Here is a 24,410-nt window from a genome sequence, read left to right as displayed (position 1 = left end):
GCTCATCAAGTGTGCTTTTGTGGATTTTAAAGTCCTGCGGTAAGCTGGCTGCTTTATTAAAATCAGCTCCCATAAAGCCAGCCTTATCTACTGTGTAGCCATAAGCTTGAAGCTCATTAAAATTTAAAGAGATAAGGCTATTTTGTGAAGAAGTGGTATAAGTAAATTTAGCTGGTTCTTGGAGTAATAGAATTAAGGAGAACACTTAATCACTATATTAGTGAAATATGTACTTCTTAATTCTTTTTTATTTAAGAAACTAAGAGAAAGGGGGTAAAAATGAGGAATTATGAAAAGATAACAGCACTCTATGAGAGATTAAGTCGTGATGATGAACTTCAAGGAGAAAGCAATTCTATTGTAAATCAAAAGAAAATCCTTGAAGAATATGCAGGTAAAAATAATTTAAGCAACATCATACATTTTACAGATGATGGAATAAGCGGAACACAGTTTGATAGACCGGGCTTTATGGCAATGATGAACGGAGTTAATCAAGGTAATATAATAGGTTGTATAATCGTAAAAGATATGAGTAGACTTGGCAGAGACTATCTTAAAGTCGGTCAATGTATGGAAATCTTAAGACAAAAGGGAGTTAGGCTCATTGCTATCAATGATAATGTAGATAGCTTTTATAGAGAAGATGATTTTACCCCTTTTAGAAATATTATGAATGAATGGTATACAAGAGATACTTCAAGAAAAATACAATCTACATTCAGGTCAAAGGGGGAAAGCGGAAAGCATACGGCAAGCTCTCCACCTTATGGATATATCAAAGATGAAAAAGACAAAGATAAGTGGATTGTAGATGAAAAAGCAGCGGAGATAGTAAGGAGAATATTCAATCTGACCATGCAAGGCAATGGTCCGTATCGAATAGCAAAGATATTGGAAAGTGAAAAAGTAGATATACCTGCTTACCATCAGCAAAAATTAGGATATGGACTACATCAAAGCAAAGTGTTTGAACATCCTTATCGCTGGTGCAGTTCTACAATTGTAAGTATCTTAAAGAAACAGGAATATTTAGGTCATACTGTAAACTTCAAAACAAGAAAGCATTTCAAGGATAAGAAAAGCAAATATGTATCTGAAGAAAACTGGCTGATATTTGAAAATACCCACGAGGCAATTATAGACCAAGAAACCTTTGATAATGTGCAAAGGATAAGAGGAAATGTAAAAAGGTATCCCGATGGTTGGGGAGAATATCACCCTTTAACTGGGCCTTATGTATTATGCAGATTGTGGCAGTAAAATGTATGTTCATAGAACAAGTAATTACAAAAATATTCCCTACTACACTTGCAGTGCTTACACGAAAGTACCCTGTGGAACGTTTTGTCCATCTACTCACAGGATAAAAGCGGAAGCAGTCTTAAACCTTATACAGGAAACCTTAAAAGACATTAAAAAATATCTTGATGAAGATCACGAAGCCTTTATCCGTTCCATTTAAAATGAAATGGAAGAAAAGGAAAAAGTAGAGATAGAAAAGACAAAAATAAGATTAATGGAAAGTAAAAACAGGCTTCAGGAACTTGAACGATTGATGTGCCGTATTTACGAAGATATGATACTTGAAAAAATACCAAGTAATAGATATGAGATACTTAACAGTCAATATGAAACAGAGCAAATAGCTTTAAGCAAAGAAATTAAAGACTTAGAGTTTGCAATATTAAGATATGAAAAAGAAACAGATAAGGCGAAAAAGTTTATATCTCTAATAAGCCGATATGAAAATTTTGATGAACTTACAACTACAATGATAAATGAGTTTGTAGAAAAGATTATTGTTCATGAAAGGAATAGAAAAGGTAGTCAAACATCAAAGCAAAAAATAGAGATATATTTTAATTTTATCGGTAACTATGAGCCACCAAAAGAAGAATTGACTGAAGAAGAAGAAGAAGAAAGATTAAAAATTGAGGAAGAAGAGAGAAAAATCAAGGAAAGAAAAGATAGACTTCATCAAAACTACTTAAAGCGTAAAGTAAATGGAAAACAACAGGAATATGAGGAAAGGTATAAGGCAAGGAGAGAACAGAGAAAACAAGAAAAATTAAAGGTTCTGAAAAGGGCAGGTATACAAGTTAATAAGTTAGAAAAAAGAGATTGAAGTTAGTCAATCTCTTTTTTAGTACAGGTATCAAGTATATCAATTATGTTATTTGCAATTGCATGGATAACAGTAACGGCAACAGAATTACCAAACTGTTTGTAACTTTGAGTATCACTTACAGGAATGATATAGTTTTCGGGGAAGCCTTGAAGTCTTGCAGCTTCACGAGGTGTTAGTTTTCGTGGATTTTTTCCTTTTTGCTCAATAAGTATTTCACTCCCGTCTTTATAATATCTTGCAGATAATGTATTTGTATAAGGACTGTTTTCATTGAACAATGTGTAACCAAATCCATTTCCCTTTATTTTATGTTCTTTCTTTCGTCGTTGATGACCTTGCCAAAGTGCATTTGAAATGGTGTATTTAGTATCAACATTTTGCTCTAAAATATTTCCCACAGAAACATCTGGGCAGGGAGGAATTGGAAAAGAAAAATCTTTATAGTTATCTATTTTATCCTTATCAAATCCAACAATGTAAATACGCTCTCTATTTTGTGGAACACCGAAGTCTTTTGCTTTAAGTATAATAGAATGAACATCGTAGTTTAAATCCTTTAATGTTTTTTCTATTGTTTTATAGGTACGACCTTTATCGTGAGATTTTAGGTTTTTGACATTTTCAAGAAGAAATGCCTTAGGTCGTTTCTCTTTAATAATTCTTGCAATTTCAAAAAATAATGTTCCACGAGTATCTTCAAAACCAAGCTTTTTACCGGCTTGACTAAATGCTTGACAAGGAAAACCACCGACAATAATATCATGATTAGGAATATCTTTTTCAGATATTTTTGTAATATCTCCAAAAGGAGTTTCACCAAAATTTGCCTTATATGTTTTTACTGCAAATTTATCAATTTCACTACTGAATACGACATTTGTTTTACCTGTTTGGTAAAATCCAAGCCTTGTACCACCAATTCCGGCAAATAAATCAATGATTTTATAGGGGGCATTTTCATTATTGGGGAAAGGTACTTTTTCAGGAAATGATAAAATATGTTTCAGCTCAATGGACGATGGCTGACTTTCTCCATTTTCCCATCTGCGAATTGTCCTATCTCCGAATTTGGACATACCAACAGCATCAGCTAATTCTTTTTGAGTCATTTGTAATCTGATACGCTTATTTTTTATTAAAATAGCAGGGGAATTATCTATGATTTGTGGTATAATATTCATATATATTCTCCTTTTTATATATGTTATTTCAAGGACTAACTGTCCTCTATTTGACACTATTGTACCATATAGAAGAAAATTTTTCAAGAAAGGAAAAGAGTTATGGCAAATATTTCTCTTGATGAATATAAAAACTTAGTTAAAGAAAAAAGGAAAGAAGGCTTTAAACAGCCTTATGACTTAGTTTATGATAATTTTATTACATTAGGATACGACAAAGTCCCTAAAGAATTCTTTTTAAGTAATGCAAGTGAAGTTGTTGAAAAACTTAGAAATAGCTGTTGGAGTGAATTTCAGCCATTAGAAAAAGACTTTACTTCAAAAATGCTAAAAGAGTTAGTTGATGATGAGTATATCAAAACTCTTACACCAATAGAGGCAATTACTTGGTTTGTGGAAGAATTTCCGGAACATATATATGCTTTGACTTTGTCAAATACTCAAAGTAGGAGGAGTAGAGCAGGTAAAGAATTTGAAAGTATTATAGAACTCATTTTGATTGGTGCAGGGATTCCACTTGACAGTCAAGGTAATATAGGTAAACAAGAGTTTGTCAATAAAGGTCTTGGTAAATTGGTAGATTTAGTTTCTCCGGGTGTTTTAGAATACATTGTAAATAAGAGAAATACTGTCTTAATTAGTGCAAAAACCACATTAAGAGAAAGATGGCAAGAAGTACCTGAAGAAATGGGAAGAACAGGTGCAAGAGAAATGTTTTTAGCAACTCTTGATACTTCTTGAGGCTAATATACAAGTTACAACAACAAAAAATATAAAAGAAACATATTATTCCGATAATGAAAGGGTATTAACCTTTGAAAAGTTGGTTGAAATATGTTTAGACAATGTTTCTCATTGGAAAAATTTCAACTACACAGTAGAACAAAATGAGCAAATGATAGAGCTTATCACTAAGCAAATTGAAAAACACCAAAATCATAAATTTGTAGAAGAATATTATGATGAGAGATTAAAAAACATAAAGAAGTAGACAAATTAGAATTTGTCGGTATATCATTAAATCGAATTTTTTCGATTAAACTATGGAATACAAAGGAGAAAATAATCATGAGCGAACAGAGAATCTATTGCATGGACCTTGTAAAAAAAGAGGATCCGGAAAAGGCTGTCAGAACACCGTTTTATCAGACAGAATCTACAGGCGGATCGGTCTGGGTTATCAAACCCGGTCAGACATTGCAAAAGCACTATCACCACAATTCCGACGATATATGGATCGTCCTTCAGGGAGAGGGAATATTCTACCCCCAGCCTAATGAAGAGGTTCCATTCAAGAAAGGCCATGTCATAGTATCGAAGAAAGACTCCTGCCACGGAGCAAAAAATACTGGAGATGAGGATATCATCTTTGTAAGTATAGTAGCACCTGTCCCTTCCGACTATGATCCTATAAACGAGTGACAGGAGAATAAAATTCCCGTTTGACAAAGGATTGTGATTATACTTGAGAAAGAAAAAAAATGTTTATATAACATTGGGATACATAGCTGTATATCTGGTGATATATTGGTGAGAGCAACTTGATTGGTTGGCTATTTACTAATATTCCAACTGGTGAGCATAGTTATTTATATGGTTGGTTGCTCAGTAGTAATCTGTTTTGGTATGCACTTGCGATTTCTGCGCTTCCTTCTCTTTGGGGTAAGTTTAAGTTTTCGGCTGTTACTACGGCTGGATTTATTGTAGGTATTGTAGCAGGCATAATCGTTGAGAAATACAAGAAGTAAGTCAAATTTCAGTTTGTCGAGCTGAATAATACAGATTCAAGACGATAGAAAGTAAAACATCTATCGTCTTTTCTTATGAAAAAAACTTGAAAGGAGATGAAATTTATGGACAATAAAAACAGAATTAGAAAAAGTAAAAGAAAAGATTGAAAGCAAGTAAGAAGAAAAAAAATATGAAAAGAAACTATCTCAGCTTAAAAATCAGGAAAAGAAAATCAGAAAGCAAACGAGCCTTGAAGAAAGAAAAAAGCGAAACCATAGATTGATAGAGCGAGGAGCAATCTTAGAAAGTTTAATTGAGGGAGCAAGCGAGAAAAGTAATGAAGAAATAAAGGCTATTTTGCAAAGAGCATTTCAAAAAGACTAAGAAACGCAAGGACATAGTATAATTGTAATTCCCTTAGATTTTCTAAGGGCGCAATTATACACCCTTTAGGTGTCCTTGCGACCTGCGGTGCTTTTACCCTTGCGGGGAGCAAAGAAAAAAGCCGAAGCATTTTTCCGTATTAAAGGCAAAAGACAACTGAATATAATTCATTCGCTTTTTTATCATCAAGGGTAAAGCGCATTCACTATCGCTCACCCTTGACAATAAAAATTTGAAACAGATAGCTTACATTAAGCCGACATACTGAAACAACAAAAGTTAAAAGTATAGTCGGCTTTTTCTATTGTACCGTTTCAAAACGCTCATTCAGTTTATAGAAAAGCAAAAGTATTTTTAAGACCGACATCTAAAACAACAAAAGAAAAATAAGAAGATGACAAATGCCACATTCCCAAAATGGGAGTGTACCTAAATCAAAGACAGTACTAATCAAAGGGGGTAGTGAAACACGACTTCCTTAAAAGATAAAAGGAGTAACGATTTGTTGCTACATTTTCATAACAAAAGATAGGAGAGAAAAATGGCAGATAAAAGGATGTTTTCAATAAAGATAGTGGATAGCGACTTATTTTTGGATATGCCATTAAGTAGCCAATGCCTGTATTTTCATCTATCTATGAGGGCAGATGATGATGACTTAAAAATTCTAATTACAAAAGGTTTTGTAATTGTCTTTTAAAGAGGGGTTATAGTCATTACCTATTGGAAGATAAATAACTACATCAGAAATGACAGACGAAAAGAAACGATGTATCTTGAAGAAAAGCAAAGTATAACGCAAACGGAAAATGGAGCATATATCAAGGTTGAAAATCTTGGTATACCAAATGACAACCAAGTGTCAACCGTTTGTCCGCATAGTATAGTTAAGGGTAGATTAGATAAGAGGAGAATAGAACAGGTTGCCCCAGTGTCCCTTTATGGAGAGTATCAAAATATTCATTTAACCGATGAAAAATACCAAAATCTAAAAGATAGGCTGAAAGGTCATACAGATACAATGACTGAAAAGCTATTAAGATATATCAAAAGTAAAGGCACAGACTACAAAGACCACTATGTAACAATCCTTAATTGGTATGAATTGGTATGAACAGGATAAAGAAAAGCTATCACAGAAAAATAATCAAAATAAAAGCCATAGAACCTATTCAACCAACTATGAAGACAGCGACAGCCTATAAAAGGTGTTTTTAAGGGTTTAATCATAAAAGAGGTGTCAGACTATGGTTAAGATAAAAATAAGCCTTAAAAACGCATTATAGAGCCTGATGTAGAAAAGGAGACTAAAATTATGAATGATAAAGAAAATATGATTACTACAAAAATTCAAGGGACAGATTTTATCTACAACAAAGATACTCACTATGAAGAAGACGGACATATCTATTGCAAGATTTGTAATGAAAGAATAGACGGTAAGGTAATTCCGATGTTGGATAAGCCTATGATTATCAGAACGGCTTGTAAATGTGATAGAGATAGAGCTGAACAAGAAAAAACTGTTAAAACAAGATAGGTTGAGACAAAGCTGCTTTATATCCAAAAATCAAATAGCCTACACCTTTAAAAATGCCGATGAAGATACAGATAAGGAAATCATCAAAAAAGCAAAGAACTATGTAAAACATTTTGAAGAAATGAGAAAAGATAATGTTGGACTGTTACTTTACGGAAATGTAGGAAGTGGCAAGACCTATGTAGCTTGTGCTATTGCCAACGCTATAATTACAGAATATAGCCATACAGTAAAAATGAGGAACTTTGCACAGATATTAAACGACTTACAAAAAGGCGGCTTTAATCTTGATAGAAACGAATATATCGAATAGATAACAAGCCCTACCCTACTAATTCTTGATGATTTTGGAATAGAGAGAAATACAGAATATGCCTTAGAGCAAATTTACAATGTAATCAATGCAAGATACCTAAAGGCAAGACCAACCATTATAACTACTAACCTTAATTTCAAAGATATAGAAAAAGAACAGGAAGATATAATGCTTGGCAGGATTTATTCAAGGATAATCGAGATGTGTTTACCTCTTAGGATAACGGGACTTGATAGAAGAAAAATACAGAGCAAAGAAAAGCTGAAGAAAGCACAAAACTTAATAGATGAATGAGAGCGATTGGAAAAGTAAAAAATTCTAATCGCTTTTTAATTGCAAGAAAAGGAATGATGATATGCAAAAAAATAATACAGAAACAAAAACAATAAAGAAGATTGGAAAAACTACCTATGAAGTTGTTGTACATTTTAATAAAAATACTACTGAAACAATGCAAGACAAATTGAAACGCATAATGCTTAGAGAAATTGAGAGTGAAAAACATCAAAAAAATGATAAAAATGATTAGAAAGTCCTTGACAAGTTGTTACAGGTTTGGCTCGCTAATCTTTTCTTTGGTCTTTTGGTTAAAAATATCACTAAAATTTGCAGACCTGCCTTGTTTGTGCTGTTGCTTAGTGTATGAATTTATATTGGTGCTTAAGATGCTAATATCATTCGTGGTTTGCCTCCTAGCTTCTTGCTTTTTAAGTTTTAATTAAAGTAACCATAAAATAATTGACTATCCAAATTTATCAGTCAAAATAAACAAGTGACAAATATGCCAATCACAAAAATTACAAAAATTTACTTTTACTAAGTCATTCTTTGGTGGGACTGATTTAATTCCAGTATGCGCCAAAATTCAATTCAGATATTAGGGCGAGCATACTCTATGTAGCTACAAAATGTTACCATTTGCATCTCCATAGAGGCTCGCAAGGATAGCTTGCCGCTCCCTTGACCCACGCTTAAAAAATATTTTCTTTATTAAAGTGGCCATGCAAGATAGGCTTTTTTTAATAAAAGCTTAAGTTGATTAAAGGCAGCCATAAGAACAAAAATAATTAGACTAAATTATTTTTTATGATCTACAAAATATATTTTAGTATATTTTTAAAATGGCAACGTAACAAATAATGTTTGGAAGTAATAAATGAGATGATTATGTAATAAACTTAGTAGAGTCTCTACGTTTAAAACATATCTAGACTTTGAGTTTTTTCCTTGCATACATCACCCACATGGTGATATATGCTGGCTTTTTGGGAGTATTCACGCTCCTCTATAAATTCTCTACATATTCTTGTAGCATCTTGTGCTCTATCTGTAAGCTCTCGTATTCTTCTCTCAAATTTTGGAATTTTTCTTCTAAATTTTCTAATTTTTCTTCCAAGCAAGATATTGAACTCTCGTACATATCTCTTTGTTGCTGCAAAGATTCCGTTAAGGCGTCGTTGCAATCTTTGTTCAAGCTCTTGACTTTCTTTGTTAGCTCTGTCACATTTGTCTGTAATATCGCGAGCTTCTTCTCGCAGTCTTGTTGCAAATTCATTGTTTCTAATTCGTGTCTGTTCCTTTCGTCTTCGATCATCTTGGTCAAGCGCTCGTTCTCTTCTAGCAATGCTTTCTCTAATGCTGTCATCCTCTACTCCATTTTCATTAATATAAATTTCCTGCGCTCGTTCTCTGTTATCTCTTCGTCTTTTGGAATTGATATGTAATATTCCCTCTGGGTCTTGTCTGCAGTAGGTTGGCTGTATCTCCATTGTTTTGGTATCGCCCAAGCTACTTCTTCCTTTAATATCATTGCGTGCACTACCCAGCCAATTGCTATTCCCAAAATTAGTGCGGTAGCAACTGATAGCGAGATTATCACCGATCTGTCCTTGTGATGCAAGGATATTGTTTTTTGAAGTTCTTTCGACATATCTTTCTTGATTAAATCTATCTCTTTTAACAATAAGCTCCTCAAGTTTTCGCCTATTTTCTCTGCACTCTGCTTGTGTATTTCTATCATGGAATTCTCTAATTCTTCTGCTTGAGCTTTGGCTGAGTTCTCCAAGTCTTTGAGCACTGGTGAAGTCTGCATCGTATATTCCTCCTTTTAGACGATTTTTTGTTTTTTTAGTAGGCAGTATGATCGTTATGCCTTTTTTGTTGATCCTGGTTATTTCGATACCATTTTGTTTAAGAAGTTCAATCATGTGGTCTCTATTTTTAATATAGCCTTGCTTAACCAGATCGTGCAGCTTTTGGTCGAGCTCTTCCAAATTTTTATAATGATTGATGTTTTTCTTGCTAGACAATATAGTTTGCTCTTTTGCTGGATCATCTGGACTTGATAGTCCATACTCATCGTTAATGATCTTTTTAATTAGATCTATTCTAGTTTGATCATATTTAGCAAAATAAGGATTAAATGACCTGTCTGTTTCAAGATCTATCTTAGGGATAAGGAAATTTAACTCAAGCCGTCCATCCTTGTCTGAGTGTTCTACCCATAATACATTTGTACGTTCAAGCATATATTCACCCAAAAGAGCATATTCAAAATCCTTAATAATTTTTAGTTTTTGCTCTTCAGTTAAAAAGTCATGCCTCTCTTCAAATGATAAAACACCAAAACAGGTCTTTTGTTTATAGGTGATGCCTTTTATAATAGCTCTAGTTAAATTTTCATCACCTTTTATAACTCTTGCTGTTCCAGCAGCTTTTCTCTCATTTAAAAGATAATTTATGCTCCCAAGGCCACCACCAGTATAAGTACGAAGAAATTTAACTAGCATCACTAGTGCCTTTATTTGTATTGATACAAGGCGAATCAAGAAACATATTTTTTACCCAATATTTCATAAATTTTATGTAAGATCTTATTATCGTCGGCTATGATCTCAATACCAACTCTATCTAGGCTTTGCCCACTATTTAATTTGGTGGCTATTTGGTTTATGTTTTGTCCTTGTCTAGATAGCTCAATTAGAAGTTCCCTTATAATTGGTGCATAAATCTGCTTAGACAACATAGCTCTTAGGGCAAATTTTGAGAAAGTTAGGCCACTTTCTTGTAATTTATTATTAATCACCAACCATTCTGCATTACTTAGCCTAAGTCTTTTAGTTATGACTTTGGTTACCTTGCGTTTTTTTATCTTTTCAGAACTCACGTAAATTTACTCCCAATCTAAGAAGAAGCCACTCAAAAAATCCTATGCCATAAAAATTTTTGTCAGACTTGCTCTTTAAATATCTTTTAAGGTTATTTTATAAAATTTCACAGCCTAAAACAAGGAATTCGGTAGGCTTCAGGCCGCTAAAATGCGTGTTTTTTAAAAATACTATGAAATATATAATATAATTTTTGTAGCTTCTGGATTTTCTCTTAAAAATTTAGTCTAGTATGAAATTAAGAAAATAAAATAATAAAAATATAGGGGTTATGCTCATCATAAAAGAGCACTACAAGTTAGTCAAATTTATTCATTGATAGTTAAAGATAAGAGACTTAATGCTTAGTTAAATTTATCCTTTAGCATCTCATATACTTCGTTATTCTCTCTTTTGCCGACAACTAGCACTAATACTACGATCTCATCATCTTTAACTTGATATGCCAAGCGGTAGCCGACATCTCTTAGCTTGATCTTATAGACATCTTCATAGCCTCGTAGCTTGTCCTTGGCAACCTTTGGGTTTTCTAGACGCTCACTTAGCTTCTTTTTAAACTGCACCTTTATGCTATTGTCAAGCTTTTGCCACTCTTTTAAAGCACTTGGTAAGAACTCTAACTCATAGCTCATCTAGACTTACTTTTACTGGTTTTTCACCACTTGCTAAAGCAGCGTCTACTGCTTTGCTTAGATGATACTCTTCTATTATCTCTGCCATTTTTTCATAGACAGAGCTGGGTACTAGATAGGCACTAGGGACATTGTGGTTTAGTATAGCTACAACATTATCTCCAGCTTGTTTTAAAATTTGAGCTGGAGACTTTTTTAGCTCGCTTATGCTAGCTGTAAAATTTGCTTGTATGGTTTGCATTTTTATCCTTTATTTAATACCTAAAATAATACTAAATAAGATATAATAATAGTCTTAAAACTCATGCTTTAAAATTTACTCCTATTCATTTTCATACGTCACTATCTCTACTAAAGACTTTAAAAATCTAAGACAATATTTCTAGGGTTACAAGCCCTCAGTAGTACATTCTAACGCAAGATCCTAAATTTAACATACCATGAACTTGATATCTTGAAGCACGACACTTAAAAAGGAATACCAAAAATTCTCTTCTATTTAATTTTATACATTTTTAATATTCAGTTAAGATTCATTTTTATCTACAATCAAAGAAGTATAGCTTCCAAAATAGTTTTAACACTATACATACAATTACTGAAGTATATCCTTATTGACTGGTATAAAATATAGCCATTATATCAAAAAACCTTCTTTTATAGCATTCTCATAAAGATCATATAAAATAATAGCTTGCTTTATAGAAGGAAGTCCTATACTTCCATTTGCAATTTTTGCCAATATATCCATTTGCTTCATAGATATTTGGTGTCTTATTTCATCTTTTTCATAATATTTTAAAATCTTGTCCCAATCTTTAAATTTAACGACAAACGATTGAACTTCTATATTGTCATCAAGTTTCTTGTCTTTTCTTGCTTCTTTTTTTATATACTTTTCTTCTTCTGCACTACTTAATATCTCATCATCAAATCCTAAACTCAATTCAATATCTTTTATACTATCCCAGCATAACTTCTTTTTACACCATTGACCTATATTTGCATTGCCTTCCGGCGGGTTAGTTATGTTAGTATATATTTTGCTAGCAACTATAGAGATTATATTCTCTAAATTATTAGATATTTTTTGTTCATCCCATATTTTAGAAAAATTTAAAAATAATCTATTTTTTTCTAAATAATACGATAAGTACGATAGGGTATAGGCTACGCATTGTGCCCTATAACCACCATTGTACCAAGTGGCGTAAGAAACAAGTTTTTCAACTTGTTTAAACATTATAATTCTAGATACTGCTTCTTTAAAATAGTTGCTCGTTATACAAAGCTCATCTTTTTCTAACATTTGAGTAATATGTTTTGCAAAAGCCATAAAGCTATATTGTGCGCCTTTTGATACAATATCCGGCGATTGTAGCCAAGCGATTTCGCTTTTAGCTAAAAATGTTTTATCTATAAGTTGTGACTTGGGGTTTTCTATTTGAAATTTCTTTTTATCTGTGCCACTTAAATATGCTTGTTCATTTAAGTATTCGCCCCTTACCCTCTCATAAAACCAATGAGTTCTTACTTGTATTCCATCAACAGCTGGTGCCAAATTTCTTCTTGAGCATTCTTTGAAATCTTTATGGAAAGGACTATTTGAAAAGAAATCCGATTGATTTATCTTGTTTTGGGTATTTGCGTATTCGCTAACTTTTGAGACAAATTCATCTTGTTTTTCGGCGTCAGCAACTACAGATAGTTTCATCTGAACATAAATTTTTGATACGTCTAGCTTTGAATTTTTACTTGAAGCATATATGGCCGATACGGTCTGACCTCCATTGACAATCTGAAAATTTGATATTTTTATAATTTTGCCATCTTGTAAAATAACATCATTAGCTGTTGCAGTTATGCCATTATTGTATGCGAAAAACATCTCTGGCTTATATTCTATAGTGTTTCGCAACCCCTTATTGACGTTGCCTCTAAACTGCAAAAAAGTTCTGACGTTTTGTTCTAAAAGTCTAGAGCCAAATGTATCATAAATTTCAACTATTGTCCTACCATCTATTACGCTTAAATAAGATCTGTAGTCTTTCGCCGGCGTGTCTACTACAAGCGCCGGCAAATCAACCTCAACGTCAAAGTTGTTTTTTGAGTTATTTATAGTATAGATTTTATATAAAAACTCAATATCTATGATGCGATATTCCGCATCAATGCCAGATAGTACTTTATTTGGGATGCTTGCTAAATTTTTAGTAATTTTTCCATCTGTTATAATGATAAGGCGGATTTTTTTAATTTCATTTTTAATTAAATACGAATATATATTATAGGCCATTGAGTAATGCTCAAAACCCTCCTCCATAGTATCATAAAGTTTTTGGAAACTCCTTAAAAGGAAATTTTCCAGCTTTTTAAATTTTGATTCTATCTGCGCTTTTATGAGAGTTTGTATATCATCACTTTGAAAAAAACAATGCACTAGAAGACTAAGCTTACCACGCTCTACATCAAAGTCATATCCACTTACTTCCATATCTCTTTTATTGTATTCAGCAATCATGTAGTCTTGCGATAGCTCTCCTTCGTCAACAAGAGAGTCACAGACCGACTCAAAAAATGCTTCTTGTTTGCTTATACCTCGGCTTTGGGCTTGACTCACGATATCCTGCATAAAATCTTGATGAAAGTCATCTAAACTAACCATTTTTTGCCTTTAAAGTTTTATTCTATCCAACAAAAATTCATTGCATTTTAATAAATCTACCGTATATTTTACGTTATGAATTCTGGAATCTATATCTATGGAAGTAATTTTTGGAAATTTATTATCTACATTAAAAAATAAAATTTTATCTATTTTAAATTTTAATAGTTCTACTTGGAAATTTGATTTATAGCCATACGAAAAAAGCTTTTTATAAAATGATTCTACGTCAGCGACCTTTACTTCTATACTCTTTATGATATCCTCAACACTAAGTCCTTGCGAATTTATAGATAAAGAGTATACCGCGAGATATAATTTTTCTTTAGTTGTATAAAGTTGATAAGCAGATGAAATTATAACATGTGGTGACTTTGAAGCTTTATACGTTTTAATCTCAACAGCGCAGTCATTAAATAAAAAGTCTTGTTTATCAAAATCTGCCCCAACCCAAGAACTTAATGCCTCTTCAAAACCAACTTGTTTAGCTGCAATATTATTTAAAAAACTAAGTTCACCAAATAGCCCCATTTGCCTTTCTGTCCCAAAATCATCATCATTTGAAATAAAAAATTTTTTCCATTTTAGAAGTCTTACTTCTATATTGTCTAAAACATTTTCATTATTATTGCAAGTATTTAAAAGAGAAATAATATCGTTGCAAACCAATACAAATAGTTGCCAATTGGAATTATCGTTTAGTGCTATATAAAATTTGGTAGCATCTTTAAAATCTTTTCTTAGTGTATTTAAACCAATAAATTTTATACTCTTTTTACTAGTTTTTATACAAAAATCTAGTTCAATGCCAAAAGTATATCTTCCATCCAAATCCACTATCCAAAAAATATCATATCTATTGTCACCATTAATCCTTCTTCTGGTATTATTTTTCATATCATTCCAAGGATTAATCATCTTGCTCTTCTAATTCTTCAAATTCAAAAAGCATCTCTTCTTGATATACCTTATTGATTAAATATTTAATAGTTTGAGAGCTACTACAAACACCATCATTAGGAAAACAAACGCCATAGGCTGGTAATATATCGCAACCAAAGCCGATTTGATTGTTCTTAGTGTCTAGTATATGTAACATTAAAATTGGATTTTTCAAATTTTTTCTTAAAAATGAAGACCTGTCGCCCCTTTTTTCTTTCTTGCTTTGTTCATAAATTTCATCATCTAGTAATGCTTTCTCAGGATCTCCTGCCGATAGTTTTCTATTCCCAAGTTCTATGTAATCACCCTTGTCTTGCAATTTTGAGCGCTCTTCCATATTTATCCCAAATTTTTCTAAAAACATACCCCTTCCTCCATAAAGAACAACATCCCACACTGTATTCTTATCTTCCAGATACGCCCTTATAAAATCTAACTGCATATGTGCTTTTATAACACTAAAGTTATTTATAAATTTTAATATTTCCATTTTATCTATATTTTTATATATAGTGGCGCTTCCTTTTTTACTACCTCTATTAAGTGATTCTATAAGCTCTTTTAAAATATTTAAATTATTATCGTGTAGTTGTGGGTTTTTAGCAAATCTTACGGTTTCTATTAGCTTTCCACTTAAATCCAATGACATACATTTTTCTTCTGCGTTTTTCATCTTATTTTTGGCTGTAATTTGTAATTGACTGTTTGGATCTTGTCTGACAGCTAGTCCAAAATTATAAGGAGTTAGACCATCTTCCGCCATCTCTTTAAATTTATACATAAGCTCATTTGTAGCCTCAATAATAAATCTAAAATAGTTTTGAATATCTTTTGGCATATAAATTTTACATAAATCCTCATAGCCTTGTCTATACCCAAACCATCTACCCATCTGCATAAGCGTATCATAGAATATTGTACTTCTTATAAAATAACTAACACTGAGTCCTTCTAGAGTAAAGCCACGTGATAGGCTAAGTCCTCCAACCGCAATGACATTTACTCTTTCGCCAGTATTATATTTAAGCGGCTTCTTACTATTTTGGTAAACCGCTATTACTTGAATACTATTTGCGATTTCGGATAATTTTTTTGAAATCTCTAACCATGAAAATTCTATATCAAATTTTGTCTCAAAAATATTCTTTAAGTTTAGTATCAAGCTACTTTGTTTTACTGAATTTGGAAGTAAAATAAAAGCATTAATATCATTTTTTAACGCTTTTAAATATTCATCTATCAAACATTCAATTTTTTCGTGCACATCAGAAAAGCGACTAATATTAACAAGCATGCTATTATGCTTAATTTGACCCCTTAAATCCCTTGTTGCCACATTTAGTATAAATACATTTATAGCCTCGTATAGACTTTGTGGCAATTCTGATATAAGGTGATCTTTTTTATGTTTTAAAGGAATCTTTTCATCATAATCATTAATATCTATTAAATATTTATCAGGATTATCTATAAAAATCTTTTCGGCGCCGAAATAATTAGTTGGTGCATCAAGGGCATATATAAAATCTCTTGGAAATAAATCTTTAGAAATCTGCTCATTCATGTTTTTAATTTTTACGCTTTGCTCATCTTCTATTGTATGATCTATAAAAATATTTGCATAAGGTGTGGCAGTATATGCAACATAAGAGCTTTTTTCGAAAAGCTCCAAAAGAGCCCTTAATTCTTTATTTATAGTGGTTGGATCACCCTCCTCTTTTGTATTTATGGAGGCATAGTCAGACTCGTCATCTATCAATAACATGGCATGTTTTGAAATTTTATTATTATAATGAAACTTGATCCATCTTATGACATTGGAAAGAGTGCTTGCGTTTTTCTTTATAACCAAAAGTACTGGCGTATTAATATTATCAAAATTTACACCTTGTGAGTTTTTACGTGCATCTGTTGTATTAAAATCGCTTATTTCCGTAGTCAAGCTAATGGGTTGCATTCTATTTGCATTAGGCAAATCATCAAGTCCAACCCCGACTATTTTTGAGTCATTTTTACCAACAAAAGCCTCATTTATACGAATTTGAGTCTGGTTTCTAAGATTGTTTTTATCTCCAGCAACAATAACTATAAATTTATAACCAATATCGGCAGCCTTACATATCAAGGAAGCATAGTTTGAAGTTTTGCCAGACTGAACATGCCCTACAACCATACCGTATACACTAAATTTATTCTCTCTTGGATCTCCAATTTGATTCATTATCATATCAGTATCATCATCTACAGTCTTGATAACTTGCGGAGGCAATAAGCCTTTATAAAATTTTTCCAATCTATCCCAGTAAAAATTACTATTATTGGCTTTTGTGTTTATGCTATACCAAGACGTATTGCGTCGTTTTTGTTCATCGCCTTTTATTACTAAGCCCGTACTCATCCTTACATTAAAATATTTCTCTAAGTCGTCTTTTAGTTTTTCATAATCATTATCTGAAAAATCGCCGTCTTGGTTAAATATATCAACTTTAATGTCGGACTTAATAAATCTTTTTACTCGAGATATTTCGTTGTCAATATCTTCCTCTTGTAAAACCTCATTCTGTTTAGAGTACTTGTTGGTCAAACTACTTTTTGAAAAATTAAAAACTTCTTCATAAAAACTACATTCCATCCAACGGCTCCTTATATTTTTTAAAAATCTCTATTTTTTTAATTTCATCTTCGCTAAGTCCTATATTTTTTAGATATTCCAGTATTTTAACCGCTTCTGTATTTGAAATAATACCCTCTTGCCTAAAATTATGTGGATTTTGCTGGACCTGTACCTGTATAGCTTCTAATGGTATGCATGCCTCAAGTGATTTTAGGTATAGCTGAAATAGTTCTCTCGTTTGCAAATCCAATAAATCTAATAATTTTTGATGCATTGGATTTTCTTTATTTATTGCAAAATAAATTTTGCTATCTTCGCAAACTAAATCCCAAAATCTAATAACATTTTTGTCATTTATTTTACGACCACGAGTGAAAAAGGGCTTTACCCCATCTTTTATGGAGTATAGAGCAACTCTTTTAAGCTCTTCTTTCAAGCCAGCAACTGGATTTGCGATAGACTTTTTTACATCAATATTCCACAACTCGTCTTGATCGTTTGAAATTTCAATCTTTATACGAACAAGCTTTGTTGTATCGCTAGATTTAAGAATACCCCACCATTTACCGTAAACAAGTAGCCTGTGGGCTCTGTATAGATAAAAACCTTGAGATTTTATATAGCCTTCTCTCCCACTATATTTTTCCCATTCCGATAAAGTCACTTTTGAATGATGCGGTAAGATAAATGGAGTAATTTTTATTTCTTTTTCGTTGTATTTAATTATTTCTGTAGATTTCATAAAGGTTGCATCATGTGTTGGATTAAACGGATTAAAAGGTATTAATGGATTATTGTTGATGGATATTTTTATTTTTCTTGCGCCGTCAGCTCCCTCTAAAAATTGATGAAAAACCAAAGACAAATGCTCTCTTAGCGGTTCTAAACATTCTGAAATTTGCTCGATTTTGTCCATATCTTCCCATACAACAAGAGTAGAATTATCGTTTTTATAAAAATCTTTAAAGATTTCAAGATTTTTATACTCGCTCAACTCAGGCGTCAAAAGTAGCCATTTATCGCTTTTAGAGATATAGTCCAAGTCCCATTGTTTAATGTTTATCTGATTACATTTTTTTGATACAACGGTAAGTTTTTTACATTGAGAAAATGAAGCCGTTTTAAGACCTAAACCAAATTTACCAAGTGCGATATCATTTCTTTTCTCATCTGGATTTTTTGATGATAGCCTCATAGCTTCTATTAGTTCATCTTCGTCCATTCCCGCACCATTATCTAGAATGCAAAAAAACGGTTCAGGATGCTGTATGGCATAAATTTTTATATCATTTGCGCCAGCTGATATACTGTTATCAATGATATCTGCAACTGCTACCTCGAAAGTATACCCTATGTCGCGAAGCGATTTGATAAAATTTGCAACATTTGGATTAATTTCTATCGGATCCATCCAACACCGCTACAATCTCTTTTGCAATTTTTTCAACCATTGGCACAACAACAGAATTTCCAGCCTGCTTATACAACTGTGCTCTTGATATGTTTGATGGGAGTATAAAGTCCCTTGAAAAGCCTTGTAAATTAAAACATTCTTTTGGGGTTAATCTTCTTATTACACCATCATCTAATATAATTGGTATATTGTGTCCACCTGCACCCATATTTGCAGTTAGAGTAGGGCACACATTTGATTTATTAGGGCGAACATAATAGCGTCTATACTGATAAACAATATTTTCATCCACAACACTCTCTATCACTTTACGGTGAATTTTATTATTTTTGTCGTTATAAATATCAGTCAAGGTAACGCACGAGTTATCTAGAAAGAATTTTATACTTTTTGGTTTCTTATTTGTTTCCTTGGGAATTTTAAACTTGCTAGATAGTAGATTGGATTGTTCCGTTTCTTTTATATTTTCTTTTATAGGTTTTTCAAATAAATAGTCGTCTTCATCCTTAAAGCCTACAATATAAATTCTTTCCCTTCCCTGTGGTATGTCTGTATACTTTGCAGCGTTTAATATAAATGGTATAAAAGAATATCCAGCTCTTTTTATCTCATTTCTAATGGTTTTAAAAGTTTCACCGTTATTATGAGAAGCTATGGTTTTAACATTCTCTAAAAAAAAGGCTTTCGGCCTTAATTCTTTTAGTAATCTTGATACTTCAAAAAAAAGCTTACCACGTTCATCTTCAAACCCTCTGCCATGTCCAGCAAGTGAAAAGGGCTGACAAGGAAAACCTGCTGTTAATATATCTATATCACTTAAATTTTTACCATTTAACTTTTTAACATCTCCTTCAATGAGGTTGGTGCTGACGTGATTCAATCTGTAAGTTTTACAAGCGTCTTTATCAATTTCATTTGCCCATACAACATTACAATTTGAATTTTTAAATGCTTGGCACACACCACCAACTCCAGCAAATAAACTTCCTACTCTGTAAGTCACAAAAAACCTTTTTAATTTTTATGAATTATATAACAATACTTATAAAATATAAAAGCATTTAGTTTTAGAGTAGTTAGCCTCAAAATTCAACTTCTTTTCCTTAAGTGCTGTGCCATATGATATTGCTTTGCGTATGGTTTGCATTTTTATCCTTTATTTAATACCTAAAATAATACTAAATAAGATATAAGAATAGTCTTAAAGCTCATGCTTTGAAATTTATTCCTATTCATTTTCATACGATACCATCTCTACTTTACTCTTTAGTGTGTTTGCATTAATAGGCTTAGCATAAGTGTTTAGCAAAATTTTATACTGCTTTTCATGTCCTACTATCTGAGCTATAAGGTTAGCTTCTACCTCGCGCTGCACTAGATAGTCTATAAAGTAGTGTCTAAAAGAGTAAAAGGTCTTTTTAGAGTCTTTGTCTATAAACTTTCTTTGGATCTGGCTTCTAAAAATTTCAGAGAAGTCCTTATTGCTTACCTTAAATATATTTCCGCTTTTCTTGCTATTAACATATTTTAGCAAACCTAGATCTATGAGCTTACTATGAATAGGCACAAATCTAATACTATTTTTAGTCTTGGTAGTTTTACCATCATTTGTATTGATGTTAAAGCAGTAAATTCCATCTTTTAAGACTATATCTTCTTTATGAAGTTGTGTGATCTCTTTTATCCTCATGCCACTATAAGCAGCTATCATTGTGACGTAGTAGAGCTCACTAGCCTCTATCCTTGAACTTGGTGATTTACCACTTTGTTTGATACTAGTTACTATCTCAAAGATCTTCCTAGCTTCTGATGCTTCGTATGGAAGCACTGCCCTTTCGCTAGGGTCTATGTCTATCTTGACGTTCATTTTTGCAGTTATGCTTTTACCTATATAGTCACTATCAAAGCAGTAGTTAAAAAACTGAATAACCCTTATCATATATTTTTGGATAGTAGGCTCAGAGAGTTTATCGTCCTTTTCACCTAGCTTAAGTATCTGAGATAAACTTTTATCTTTATACCTACTCTTTTGGGCTAGCTTAGTTGGAACTTTATAAAGAAGATCTCTAAATTCAAGCAAGTTATCTCTCGTGATCTTATAAACTGGCGTATCTTCGTTAAAGTATAAAAATAAGAGCTTTTTTACGCTAGTAACTAATCTTTGCGTGTCTGGCAACCACTTGTCAGCTCTTTTAGTGTTTGTCTCAAATATCTCGAATGCATCCTTTAAGCTCTTTTGATCTTCTAAATTTAAAGCTGAGAATTGATTGCTAGAGCCAGATGTCGCTTGCAGTACTTGCCTGATCTCATACTCTTTGGTTATTTTGGCTCTAGGATTAAAAATACTAAAGCTACTATCGTCATCTAATTTTATCTTGATATTTTTTGGTGGATTTGGATCCATTATGATATCTTCCATGCTTCTATGGTCATTCTTTGTTCTTACTAGCTTTAAATTTGAAGTTGAGCCATACTTTTGATCTAGTATGGCATAAACCGTCTCGCTAATCCTTTGAGCCATAGCCTTAAGCTGCCCATCAGTAATGGGCAAACAACCACTATCTTCAAGCTCTTTTATATTTTCTTGAAATGAAGCTATGTCCTTAGCATCAAACGAACTAGGCGTGGCTTTAGTATCATTAGAGCTATCTTCAAGGAAAAAGTGCTCACGTTTGTCGTCAAAGAGCACACTGCTCTTCTCAAGCTTTGATACAAGATAGTTAAGTGTTAGTATGTTTTTCTCTAAAAGAGTTTGCCCTATGTTCTCTTTATCCTTGCTACCAAGAGCGCCAGCAGTGTTAGTGATATTGCTTATATCCTTAATTAAAATTTGAGGTAGATCGCCATCTATCAAACTTTGTTTAAAGTAGTCATTGAGCGCATTTAGAAATTCTACATCCATCTTCTTATTAAGAAGAGAGTGCTCTTTGATGCTCTTACTAAGCTTTACTTTCATAAATGAATTTACAAAAGATTGGATTATGCTATCACTAAGATTCATGTGAACCACCCTTTTTATCAAGTAAAGATTATTATCTAGAATTTTAGCCCTTTTTCTGGCTTTTTCCAAGAGATTAGTGGATGTGGAGAAGCAAATTTCTCGCTTTTCGTTAAAAAATTTTCTGATGCTTGGAGCAAGCGTCACTCGGTAGTAATATATACCGTTTCGCTCCCTTAAGTGTTGTCCCATATTTAATAGCCAACCGGTCAAAAATGGAACAGTTTTATGTAATCACTAAGTAAAAAATCGTCTAAAGTGCGTATTTCAGGCTTTCAGGAGCTCATATAAAAAATCCTCATAAGCCGGAGGTCGGGAGTTCAAGTCTCCCCCGTGACACCATAAATACCTAAATTACGATGTTTCTACAATATTATATTGCAGTCACCTTTCATAAAATATAGCTTAATGTTTGTAGCAAAATAAAATTTTATGTAGCAAATTTTTAAGCTCACTGTAATTTTAGCACGTTTTTTGTAAAATTTTAAAAACCAAACATAACATACAATTTTCTATACACCACTTACTACGACACAACCTGTCACGCTACTAGGTTAAATTTTCACCATAAATCAAATCAAAAACAAGTGTTTTAATAAATGCTTAATTATTTTTGGATTAGCAAAAAAGACATGTAATGTCTTGAAAGTTAGTATATAATTAGCAATAAAACAATATTTTTTAAATAAAATATTGTTTTATTTAAATAGTTGTAAAATACCAAATTATTTTAACATGCAAAGGAGTTGTTATGACAAAATTTGAAGTGGCACTTCAAAAAGAGTTTGAAGATCAGAGGATGGCTATAAAAAAACCAAATTTAGCTATTGTTGGCGGAACCGGAGTTGGTAAAAGCTCTCTTATAAATCGTATATTTGGCAAAAATGCAGCAAAGGCTGGTGTTGGAGCTCCTGTTACTAAAGGTATGAACAGAATAGAAGATCCGAGCCAAAGTGTGCCGATAGTGTTTTATGACACTGAGGGGTACGAAACAACAAGTACAAATGAGCAAAACAATACAAATTTTGAACAAAGTATAATCCCTGAGCTTGAAAAACTTCAAAAAAAGAATCTAGACGAGCAGATACATATAGTTTGGTATTGTATATCTATAGCAAATCATAGAGTAACTCCTTATGACATAAAAAATATCAAATATTTTAAAGACAATGGGTATAAAATCGCAATAGTTTTTACAAAATGCGATACTGATGAAGAACTGGGAGATGGTAGTGGCAAAGATGCAAACGCATTTAAAGGTATCATCAAAGAAAAAATCGGCCCAATGGATTTTTTTGAAACCACAAATGATGAAAGTATAAAACTTGATATAGATGCTTTGCTTGAGTGGTCTGTTGGTCAACTTGATGATGATATGCTAAGACAAGCCTTCATATCGGCGCAAATTTCTTCGATAGAGCTTAAAAAACAAGAAGCTTATAGGATAGTAAAAATAGCCGCTACAACGACTGCTGCAACAGCAGGGCTAAATCCAGTACCAGTCTCAGACGCCCTTCTTATAGCACCGCAGCAAATGATAATGTGCGTAAAGATAACAAATATCTTTTGGCTAAATACTGGGAGTTATTTAAATTTAGGAGAGCTTTTAAGAGAAAATCTACTACCAATATTAGGTAAGATGACTGCAGCGAGTCTTACAAAATTTATACCTATTTTAGGGCAGCTTATAAACTCAGCTGTTGCAGGAGGACTTACTTACGGATTTGGAGCAGCCATCGTTGAAGCAAATGTCAAGGCATTGAGTGATTTTTTAAAGAGCGGAAAGATGCCTGTTTGGGCTGAAGTTTTTAACTCAAAATTTATATTTGAGATTATGAATGCAACAAAAGATCAATTTAAGGGATAGATGTGGGCATCGCTTGTAATGTTCTAATTATAGGCAAAACCGGCACCGGTAAAAGCTCTTTTGCAAATTATCTTTTTGATGTGGATAAATTTACTACCGGTTCAGGTGAGCCGGTAACTAGCTGGGCTGAAAATTTTCAAGCATATCATTTTGAAAAAGAGGGCATAAAGATAAATGTATATGATTCTGTAGGATTGGAACCCGATAATCAATCAAAGTGGATGGGAGAGCTTGATAAATTTTTGGCCCAAAAACAGAAGCAAAATGACCTAAATAAAATCATACATGCTTTGTTTTACGTTACAAATGCTTCAAGTGCCAGAATAGAGCCTGGCGAAATAACCAAAATAAAAGATATCAAGCAAAAATATGATATAGACGGAACTATTGTCTTTACTCACTGCGATGTCGCTGATGATGACACGCTATGTCAACTTGAAAAAAATTGCAAGCAAAATAATCTTAAGAGTATAAAAATTTGCTCAATATCTAGAAAAACAAGAACTGGAGCACAAAGTCAAAAGTATGGCAAAGATGAAGCTGTCAAAATTTTGTTAAACTCGTCGCATGAAAAGATAGGCAGAAAACTTAACGAGGCAGTGTGTGATAATGTTATAGAACATCTATTAGTTATTAGAGAAAAAATAGAAGAAAATGTTTTTATTTTTGACTTTTTATTATTACTTAAATTACAAACCAGTTATATAATTCCAAGATCTTATGTGCCATACAAAAATTTTCTAGATCAATTCCCACAAGAATATACCAAATTTAGTTTTTTTTATAAAAACTTAAAATATATTAGATGTAATATTTTTATTCTAATTT

Annotated in this window: 18 protein-coding genes and 4 pseudogenes; 10 read left to right on the top strand and 12 right to left on the bottom strand. The window is 32.4% G+C overall.

Annotated features, from left to right (window positions below; all coding sequences use genetic code 11):
* Positions 1-205, bottom strand: a pseudogene (locus CVT14_RS10200) (hypothetical protein); the annotation flags it as partial.
* 74 nt (positions 206-279) lie between these two features.
* Between CVT14_RS10200 and CVT14_RS10760 the strand changes: the two are divergent.
* A pseudogene (locus CVT14_RS10760) lies at positions 280-2,128 on the top strand (DUF4368 domain-containing protein).
* A gap of 2 nt (positions 2,129-2,130) precedes the next feature.
* Here the strand turns inward: CVT14_RS10760 and dcm are convergent.
* Entirely contained in the window at positions 2,131-3,312 is a 1,182-nt protein-coding gene (gene dcm, locus CVT14_RS10185; RefSeq protein WP_009495138.1) for a DNA (cytosine-5-)-methyltransferase, read from the bottom strand.
* A gap of 102 nt (positions 3,313-3,414) precedes the next feature.
* Between dcm and CVT14_RS10180 the strand changes: the two genes are divergently transcribed.
* The 7 genes and pseudogenes from CVT14_RS10180 to CVT14_RS10140 all read left to right on the top strand — a co-directional run bounded on the left by CVT14_RS10180 (position 3,415) and on the right by CVT14_RS10140 (position 7,812).
* Positions 3,415-4,053: a type II restriction endonuclease gene (locus CVT14_RS10180; RefSeq protein WP_021092738.1), complete on the top strand. Its 639-nt coding sequence runs from the start codon at positions 3,415-3,417 to the stop codon at positions 4,051-4,053.
* Entirely contained in the window at positions 4,040-4,303 is a 264-nt protein-coding gene (locus tag CVT14_RS10915) for a hypothetical protein (protein ID WP_234403128.1), read from the top strand. Before CVT14_RS10180 ends, CVT14_RS10915 begins: the two co-directional genes overlap by 14 nt.
* Before the next feature lie 77 nt (positions 4,304-4,380).
* Positions 4,381-4,734, top strand: coding sequence for a cupin domain-containing protein (locus CVT14_RS10175; RefSeq protein ID WP_009295467.1), 354 nt, complete (start codon positions 4,381-4,383; stop codon positions 4,732-4,734).
* 504 nt (positions 4,735-5,238) lie between these two features.
* A pseudogene (locus CVT14_RS10910) lies at positions 5,239-5,427 on the top strand (DUF3847 domain-containing protein); the annotation flags it as partial.
* A gap of 769 nt (positions 5,428-6,196) precedes the next feature.
* Entirely contained in the window at positions 6,197-6,541 is a 345-nt protein-coding gene (locus CVT14_RS10755; protein ID WP_009295465.1) for a hypothetical protein, read from the top strand.
* A 219-nt stretch (positions 6,542-6,760) separates the two neighbouring features.
* A pseudogene (locus CVT14_RS11120) lies at positions 6,761-7,577 on the top strand (ATP-binding protein).
* Between the two features lie 61 nt (positions 7,578-7,638).
* Positions 7,639-7,812: a transposon-encoded TnpW family protein gene (locus CVT14_RS10140; protein ID WP_009295461.1), complete on the top strand. Its 174-nt coding sequence runs from the start codon at positions 7,639-7,641 to the stop codon at positions 7,810-7,812.
* A gap of 667 nt (positions 7,813-8,479) precedes the next feature.
* On the opposite strand, the gene CVT14_RS10135 is transcribed toward CVT14_RS10140, so the two are convergent.
* The 10 genes from CVT14_RS10135 to CVT14_RS10090 form a co-directional block, all read right to left on the bottom strand.
* Positions 8,480-10,072: a relaxase/mobilization nuclease domain-containing protein gene (locus CVT14_RS10135; protein WP_107850276.1), complete on the bottom strand. Its 1,593-nt coding sequence runs from the start codon at positions 10,070-10,072 to the stop codon at positions 8,480-8,482.
* Between the two features lie 35 nt (positions 10,073-10,107).
* A complete protein-coding gene (locus CVT14_RS10130) occupies positions 10,108-10,449 on the bottom strand; it encodes a plasmid mobilization protein (RefSeq protein WP_009295459.1) in 342 nt (113 codons plus the stop codon).
* Positions 10,450-10,794: 345 nt separating this feature from the next.
* Complete coding sequence (locus CVT14_RS10125) at positions 10,795-11,082, bottom strand: type II toxin-antitoxin system RelE family toxin (protein ID WP_035167048.1); 288 nt, start codon at positions 11,080-11,082, stop codon at positions 10,795-10,797.
* Positions 11,072-11,323: a type II toxin-antitoxin system Phd/YefM family antitoxin gene (locus CVT14_RS10120; protein WP_084042015.1), complete on the bottom strand. Its 252-nt coding sequence runs from the start codon at positions 11,321-11,323 to the stop codon at positions 11,072-11,074. The genes CVT14_RS10125 and CVT14_RS10120 overlap by 11 nt, the downstream gene beginning before the upstream one ends.
* Positions 11,324-11,719: 396 nt before the next feature.
* A complete protein-coding gene (locus tag CVT14_RS10115) occupies positions 11,720-13,747 on the bottom strand; it encodes an AIPR family protein (RefSeq protein WP_084042016.1) in 2,028 nt (675 codons plus the stop codon).
* Between the two features lie 9 nt (positions 13,748-13,756).
* A complete protein-coding gene (locus tag CVT14_RS10110; protein WP_107850275.1) occupies positions 13,757-14,665 on the bottom strand; it encodes a PD-(D/E)XK motif protein in 909 nt (302 codons plus the stop codon).
* On the bottom strand, positions 14,658-17,321 hold the full coding sequence (locus CVT14_RS10105) for a Z1 domain-containing protein (protein ID WP_084042018.1): 2,664 nt from the start codon (positions 17,319-17,321) through the stop codon (positions 14,658-14,660). The genes CVT14_RS10110 and CVT14_RS10105 overlap by 8 nt, the downstream gene beginning before the upstream one ends.
* Positions 17,311-18,714: an ATP-binding protein gene (locus CVT14_RS10100; RefSeq protein ID WP_084042019.1), complete on the bottom strand. Its 1,404-nt coding sequence runs from the start codon at positions 18,712-18,714 to the stop codon at positions 17,311-17,313. The genes CVT14_RS10105 and CVT14_RS10100 overlap by 11 nt, the downstream gene beginning before the upstream one ends.
* The gene (locus CVT14_RS10095) at positions 18,695-19,720 is read right to left on the bottom strand and encodes a DNA cytosine methyltransferase (RefSeq protein ID WP_084042020.1); all 1,026 of its coding nucleotides are present in this window, start codon (positions 19,718-19,720) and stop codon (positions 18,695-18,697) included. The genes CVT14_RS10100 and CVT14_RS10095 overlap by 20 nt, the downstream gene beginning before the upstream one ends.
* Positions 19,721-19,945: 225 nt before the next feature.
* Positions 19,946-21,718 (bottom strand): site-specific integrase, encoded by a 1,773-nt coding sequence (locus CVT14_RS10090; protein WP_107850274.1) that lies wholly within the window; start codon positions 21,716-21,718, stop codon positions 19,946-19,948.
* A gap of 748 nt (positions 21,719-22,466) precedes the next feature.
* Here CVT14_RS10090 and CVT14_RS10085 point away from each other — a divergent pair.
* Both CVT14_RS10085 and CVT14_RS10080 read left to right on the top strand, forming a co-directional pair.
* Positions 22,467-23,582, top strand: a complete 1,116-nt coding sequence (locus tag CVT14_RS10085; RefSeq protein ID WP_103615552.1) for a GTPase — start codon at positions 22,467-22,469, stop codon at positions 23,580-23,582.
* Between the two features lie 2 nt (positions 23,583-23,584).
* The coding region (locus tag CVT14_RS10080) for a GTPase (RefSeq protein ID WP_107850273.1) at positions 23,585-24,410 on the top strand (826 nt) is incomplete at its 3' end.

Source organism: Campylobacter concisus (assembly GCF_003048445.1).
GTDB lineage: Bacteria > Campylobacterota > Campylobacteria > Campylobacterales > Campylobacteraceae > Campylobacter_A > Campylobacter_A concisus_BF.
This window is presented reverse-complemented; position numbering and strand designations above follow the sequence as displayed.